A 6,342-nucleotide genomic window follows, 5' to 3' on the forward strand; every position below is an offset into this window, starting at 1 on the left:
GATGTGATCGATTGTGTCAGCGGTGAGCAGGCCCTTGTCGATGAGGGCCGATCTGACAGCCGCCGCCCGCGCGGCGATCGGTGCGACGTCTGGCCTGGTCATGGCTGGCATCCTTCCAGATAGCTGTCCCACAGGTCGACGACGACCGTGTCGTTGCCGTCGGCATCCCACAGTTCGCGGGCGGTGAACTCGACATGATAGGTGTGTTCGTCGCGGCGCGCGCCGCCATGCGCGGCCGTGTCGGGAAAGGCGAATTTTGGCGCGACGTGCAGCACCGTGCCCGTCTTGCCGCGACAGAAGCTCGGGGCGCGGGTGTGCCCCTGGCTATGATACTGGCGCACCCGTACCTGCTGACCGACGCTGAACCGCCCCTCGGGCTGCGGCGCCAGGTCCGCCAGCGGCTCAGCCGCGACCGGCAATGCCAACGGAAACGTCCCGCCGGCGCGCGCCTCGAGATCGGCCAGATCGAGCACGCCGCCCTCGACGAGCATAGTGGTGATGCCGGTCAGCATGCGCTCGTAATAATGGACGGGCAGATAGTGCGCCGGCGACATGCGCTCGACCGAATGACGATAAGCATCGGCGGTGAAGTCGGGAAGCAGCGTTCCTGCCGCCATCAGCACGGCAAAGGCCGTCTCCTGCCAGGGTTCGTGAAACACCGGTTCGTCGGGTTCGCGAACAACGGGTCCGAACCCGTACATTCCGCCGAGATCGTGGATACCGCGCATGGCCGTTAGCCTCCAGTTCTTCGCTCATCGGCCGCGACGAGATCGACCGCGGGTGTTGGGCAATATTCAGGCCTGCGAGCCCGCCCCTGTTGCAGCGGTTGCCGGCCGCCCGCCCTTAACTTCGCCACTCTAAACCGCTTGCACAAAATTGGTCAAGCGACTAAGGTTGGTCGGCTGTATGCTTTCTTGCGCCCGATCGGGTGGGCACGGATTAAACCTTCAACCCAAGGATGCCGCATGTCGACAGAAGCCAACAAGGAAGTTGTGAGCGCCTTTTATGCGGCGCTCGAGCGCGGCGATTTTGAAGCCCTTGGCCAATATTGCCACCAGGATTTCGTCTTCTACAGCCAGGTCGATACGCCCAAGCCCGGCGTCGATGGCTTCATCGCCTCGGAACGGGCCTTCTTCGACCAGTGTGTCGACTGGAAGATGCCGATCCACCAGCTGGTTGCCGAGGGCGACAAGGTGGCGGCATATCTTGTGTTCGAAGGCACCTATCAGCCCACGCAGCGGCACCTGCGCTTTTCGCTGCTGATGCTGCTGACGCTCAAGGACGGCCTGCTCATCGAGAAGCGCGCACACTTTGATCCGCTGGAGATCGGGCAGCAGATGGGCGTGCGATGATCAACCGGCAGCCGCTGCCGGATGCCGGGCCGATTGCGCGATTGACCGGCCGTGCTGCGCGTAGATAGTCCGCCAACCACATCGCCTAGGCGCACGAGCCCGCCGGACCCGGGTTCTGCGATCATCTATCGAAAGGCCACGCCATGACCGATCGCCCGCTGCACCCCGAGACCCTGGCCCTGCACGCCGGGTGGCGCGCCGATCCGTCGACCGGCTCGGTCGCGGTGCCCATCCACCAAACCACCTCCTACCAGTTCCGCGATAGCGCGCACGCCTCGGCGCTGTTCGCGCTGCAGGAGTTGGGCAACATCTACACGCGGATCATGAACCCGACGACCGACGTGCTGGAACAGCGCGTCGCGGCCCTTGAGGGCGGCGCGGCGGCGCTTGGCGTTGCCTCCGGGCAGGCGGCTTCGGCCCTTGCGCTGCAAACCCTCGCCAAGGCCGGCGACAACGTGGTGAGCTCGACAGCCCTGTATGGCGGCACCTGGAACCTGTTCGCCAACACCCTGCGCGATCAGGGCATCGAGGTGCGATTTGTCGACCCGGCCGATCCCGCCAACTTCGGCCGCGCCACTGACGCCCGGACCCGCGCCTATTATGCCGAGACGCTGCCCAATCCCAAGCTGGAGGTGTTCCCGATCGCCGAAGTGGCCGCAATCGGGCGCGCGCTTGGCGTGCCGCTGATCATGGACAACACCGCCGCGCCGCTGTTGTGCCGTCCGCTGGCGCATGGCGCTGCGGCACTGGTCTATTCGGCGACCAAATATCTCGGCGGGCACGGCACATCCATCGGCGGGCTGATCGTTGATGGCGGCAATTTCGACTGGGTCGCGGCCGGCGATCGGCAGCCGGCGCTCAACAGCCCCGACCCGTCCTATCACGGCGCGATCTGGACCGAGGCGGTGAAGCCGTTGGGGCCTGTGGCCTATATCATGCGGGCACGAACCGTGCTGCTGCGCGACCTTGGCGCGGCGCTGTCGCCGTTCAACGCCTTCCAGATCCTGCAGGGTGTCGAAACCCTGCCGCTGCGCATGCCGCGCCATTGCCAGAATGCCACCAACGTCGCCGCCTGGCTGGCGCAGCGCGCCAACGTGACCCGCGTCATCCATCCGAGCCAGCAGAGCGGCGAAGTCCGCGCCCGTGCCGACAAGTATCTTGCCGGCGGCTTCGGCGGCCTTGTCGGCTTCGAGCTGGCCGGTGGCATCGACGCTGGCCGCACGTTCATCGACAGCCTGAAACTGCTTTATCACGTTGCCAACATCGGCGACGCCCGCAGCCTCGCCATCCACCCGGCCTCCACCACCCATTCGCAGCTCGATGCCGAGGCGCAGGCGGCAACCGGCGTCTCTCCGGGCTATGTGCGCCTTTCGATCGGGCTGGAGCATATCGACGACATCATCGCCGATCTCGATCAGGCGCTGGCCGCCGCGGGCGCCTAACGCCGGCCACCGGCGAGGCGCGCGGCCTCTGGGCGGGCGCGCAGCCGGACCATCGCGATACAGCCCAGCGCCGGCCCGATGGCCAGCATGGTGAAGGCGCCGGGCCACCCCAGCGCCGCCGATACGGGCGCGACAAGCTGGATGCTGACCAGCGTCAGCAGGAACCCGGCGCAGGTTTGCAGGGTGAGCATGGTGCCCACCGATTCCGGGTCGCTGAGTTCGGCAATGCTGGCCGAAAATTGCGCGGAATCGGCGATGATGGTGATGCCCCAGATGATGGCCACCGCAATGATAAGGGCGGGCGGGGCGCCAAGCAGCCAGCCCATCGTTGCCGCACAGGTTGCGCTTGCCGCCATTGATGCGATGGTCACGGTCGTGCGCCCCCAGCGATCGGCACACACGCCGCCAAGCCAGGCACCGAGCGCGCCGGCGGCGATCGCGGCAAAGCTGGTCAGTTCGGCGAGGCCATGGGCATCGGCAACGCCCGACATGCGCAAGCTCGCCGCAAGGAACACCGCCAGCCAGGTCCACATCGCATAGAGTTCCCACATGTGGCCGAGGTAGCCGAGGTTGGCGAGGCGCAGCGCGGGGTTGCGCCACGCCTGCGACACGCGGCCGGCATCGAGCCGTATCTGACGCGGCGCATTCGGGCCGACACCGGCAGCGAGGATGGCGAGGCCGCCGCACGCCGCAAGCCCGGCAGCGACGAGATAGATGGTGCGCCAGTCGAACTGGCCGAAGGCGGCGAGCAGATGCGGGCTCGCCGAGCCCAGAGTGAGTGCGCCGACGAGTAGGCCGACGAGCAAGCCGAGATCACCGGCCGCCCAGGTCGCGACGAGGCGCATGCCGATGGGATAGACGCCGGCCAGCGCCAGCCCGGTGAGAAAGCGCAGGGCCAGGATGCCCGGCCCCGTCGGCGGCAGCATCGCCAGAGCCGCCGATGCAGCGGCTGCACCCAGTGCGGCGATCATGAAGATGCGGCGCGGATCGAAGCGATCAGGCACACCCAGCAACGCGCTGGCCAGCGTGCCGCACACGAAACCCGCCTGGACGGCGCTGGTCAGCATCGCGGCCTTGAAACCCAACAGCGGCGCACTGCGGGCCAATGCCGAGGCCACGGCTGCCGAGGCGAACCAGACCGCCATCGCCGTGACCTGGGCAAACAGCACGATGGCGATCGACGGCCATTTGGCAGCAAGGCCCCCGCGCCATCCCCGCGGTGATTCTGCGTCGCCGGGGTTCATGGTTCGGTCCTTTTGTACTGGCGGTTTCAATCCGGCGACGGGCTCCACATTTGCCGACTGGCCGCCGCTGGGTGACTGTCGCCAAGCCGTGGACCACGCCCGAACAGCTTTTCACGATAGGTGCCCGGCGCATAGTCAGTTTTCAGCAGTCCGCGCCGCTGCAGTTCCGGCACCAAATGATCGACCACATCGACAAAGGTTTCCGGCATGACGGCATAGGCAAGATTGAAGCCGTCGAGATCGGCCGCTTCGGCCCATGCTTCGAGTTGATCGGCGATGCGCTGCGGTCCGCCGACCAGCACCGGGCCACCGCCGCCCAGCGCCACGGCGCGGCCGATACTTTCGACATCGCGATTCGCATCGGGCCCGCCCGCGGTAAAGGCGGCTGCGGCACCCTGGATGGCGTTGCTGGTGGCAGCGGTGGCGTTGATCAGTTCAGGCTTGGAAAAGTCGATGCCGCTCCACCCGCCCATCACCACCAGGCCGCCCAAGGTGCTGGCATATTGCCTGTAATCCTCGAACCTGGCTTCGGCTTCCGCATCGGTCGCAGCGGTGATCACGGTGACCAGCGCAAACACCAATATTTCCGAGCGGTCGCGGCCAGATTCCAATGCCAACGCGCGCAGCTTTGCCACATCGGCGGCCATCTTGGCCTGCGAATGGCCGCCTACGAACACGCATTCGGCATGGCGGGCGGCAAAGGCGGTACCTTTCGATGACGAGCCGGCCTGATACAGCACCGGGGTACGCTGCGGCGACGGTTCGCACAGATGGACGCCATCGACATGGAAATATTCGCCGTCATGGACGACGCGATGCACCTTGGCGGGATCAGTGAATACGCCCGCCTCGCGGTCGCAGTGGCGCGCGTCATCCTCCCAGCTGCCTTCCCAGAAGCCGTACTGGATGTCCATGAACTCTTCGGCGATGTCGTAGCGGGTGTCGTGTGCAGTCTGCTGCCCGCGCCCGGCACCCCGGGCGCCACTGTCCAGGTAGCCCGTCACGATGTTCCACCCGATTCGCCCCGCGGTCAGATGGTCGAGCGTCGACATCCGTCGTGCGAACGGCAGCGGCGGCTCATGCGACAGGTTGACCGTGACGGCGAAGGCCAGATGCCGCGTCGCTTCGGCCATCGGCGGGATGATCAGCAGTGGATCATTGGTCGGCACCTGCACAGCCTCGCGCAACGCCGCATCGGGACTGCCGCCATAGACGTCATAGACGCCAACGACATCCGCCAGGAACAGGGCATCGAAGCGGCCACGCTCGAGCAGCTTTGCCAGTTCCACCCAGTGGCTGGTGTGCTTGTAGTTCGTCGACTGATCGCGGGGATGGCGCCACAGCCCCTGGGACTGATGGCCGACACAGTTCATTGCAAAGGCATTGAGACGGAGTTCGCGAGCCATGTCTTCCTCCTGGGCTTTCGCAAGTCTAGGTGCATCGCCCAATGTTAGTCAACTGACTAATATTGTATATTGCCGCAATTTATGTGCTAACGCGGCAGCATGAGCAAAGCGCCCGAACCCGCAAATCCGATGATCGGCGCCTGGCGCCTGGGCAACCGCGAAGGCTCGGCGCGTTACCAGACCGGTCGCGACCGGGTGGCGCAGATCATCGAAGTTGCGCTCGAGATCATCCTCGAAAGTGGCTATCAGGCATTGACGCTGCGCGAGGTGGCGCGGCGCTGCAAGGTGCAGATCGGCGCCATCAGCCATTATTACAAAAGCCGGGCCGTCCTGCTGCAGGACGTCATCAACTCGGTGATGGTGCCGTTCTCCGAGAATTTCCGGGCCATCCAGCATGCGCCCGGCGCAACGCCCGAACAAAAGCTGGAGCGCATCATCCGGTTCCTGCTCGAAGACATCCAGAGCCGCCGGACAACGCGGCTTTTCCCGCATCTGTGGGCGCTGGCCAATCACGACGACTTCGTCGCCAAGGCCGTCGACAGCATCTATATTCTGGAGCGGGCGACGTTCACAGACCTGATCGCCGAGATCAACCCGGGCCTCAATGCGGCGGAACGGGAAGGGCTGGCGGTGTTCCTGTCGTCGGCGATTGCGGGTTCGACGATGTTCATCGGCCATGAAAAACCCTGGGGCCAGCATCTGCCGCTATACAGCGCCATCACGTGCCGGGGGCTCATTGAACTGGTCCGCACCATCACGCCGGAGCAGCTCAATGCCTATGGCTGGCAGCGTTCGGATATCGGCCCCGATTGGCGGCCACCGACCCTGCTGCCGGCAGACGAGTATGAAGCGCTCATCGCCGGCGCCTTGGCGCTGCGAAACCCATCGGCAGACTAGG

The 6,342-nt window shown here is 65.6% G+C and carries 6 protein-coding genes; 3 read left to right on the forward strand and 3 right to left on the reverse strand.

The annotated features are described in order from the left end of the window. Window positions 1–98: 98 nt before the first annotated feature. On the reverse strand, window positions 99–728 hold the full coding sequence (gene nthB / locus RT662_RS02135) for a nitrile hydratase subunit beta (RefSeq protein WP_313668765.1): 630 nt from the start codon (window positions 726–728) through the stop codon (window positions 99–101). A 237-nt stretch (window positions 729–965) separates the two neighbouring features. Here nthB and RT662_RS02140 point away from each other — a divergent pair, with 237 nt between their 5' ends. Then, window positions 966–1,352, forward strand: a complete 387-nt coding sequence (locus RT662_RS02140) for an ester cyclase (protein WP_313668767.1) — start codon at window positions 966–968, stop codon at window positions 1,350–1,352. A 143-nt stretch (window positions 1,353–1,495) separates the two neighbouring features. Beyond that, a complete protein-coding gene (locus RT662_RS02145; protein WP_313668769.1) occupies window positions 1,496–2,794 on the forward strand; it encodes a PLP-dependent transferase in 1,299 nt (432 codons plus the stop codon). Here the strand turns inward: RT662_RS02145 and RT662_RS02150 are convergent. Together RT662_RS02150 and RT662_RS02155 are read right to left on the reverse strand one after the other, a co-directional pair. Further along, window positions 2,791–4,038, reverse strand: coding sequence for an MFS transporter (locus RT662_RS02150; RefSeq protein WP_313668771.1), 1,248 nt, complete (start codon window positions 4,036–4,038; stop codon window positions 2,791–2,793). The genes RT662_RS02145 and RT662_RS02150 overlap by 4 nt on opposite strands. A gap of 26 nt (window positions 4,039–4,064) precedes the next feature. Continuing rightward, window positions 4,065–5,444 (reverse strand): NtaA/DmoA family FMN-dependent monooxygenase, encoded by a 1,380-nt coding sequence (locus RT662_RS02155; RefSeq protein WP_313668772.1) that lies wholly within the window; start codon window positions 5,442–5,444, stop codon window positions 4,065–4,067. 99 nt (window positions 5,445–5,543) lie between these two features. Between RT662_RS02155 and RT662_RS02160 the strand changes: the two genes are divergently transcribed. Continuing rightward, a complete protein-coding gene (locus RT662_RS02160) occupies window positions 5,544–6,341 on the forward strand; it encodes a TetR/AcrR family transcriptional regulator (RefSeq protein ID WP_313668774.1) in 798 nt (265 codons plus the stop codon). Window position 6,342: the final 1 nt, after the last annotated feature.

Source organism: Sandarakinorhabdus sp. (assembly GCF_032115815.1).
GTDB lineage: Bacteria > Pseudomonadota > Alphaproteobacteria > Sphingomonadales > Sphingomonadaceae > Sandarakinorhabdus.

Excerpts from the sequence above, each read along its gene's own strand:
- nthB (WP_313668765.1), bottom strand. The coding sequence starts at position 728 with ATGCGCGGTATCCACGATCTCGGCGGAATGTACGGGTTCGGACCCGTT.
- RT662_RS02140 (WP_313668767.1), top strand. The coding sequence starts at position 966 with ATGTCGACAGAAGCCAACAAGGAAGTTGTGAGCGCCTTTTATGCGGCG.
- RT662_RS02145 (WP_313668769.1), top strand. The coding sequence starts at position 1,496 with ATGACCGATCGCCCGCTGCACCCCGAGACCCTGGCCCTGCACGCCGGG.
- RT662_RS02150 (WP_313668771.1), bottom strand. The coding sequence starts at position 4,038 with ATGAACCCCGGCGACGCAGAATCACCGCGGGGATGGCGCGGGGGCCTT.
- RT662_RS02155 (WP_313668772.1), bottom strand. The coding sequence starts at position 5,444 with ATGGCTCGCGAACTCCGTCTCAATGCCTTTGCAATGAACTGTGTCGGC.
- RT662_RS02160 (WP_313668774.1), top strand. The coding sequence starts at position 5,544 with ATGAGCAAAGCGCCCGAACCCGCAAATCCGATGATCGGCGCCTGGCGC.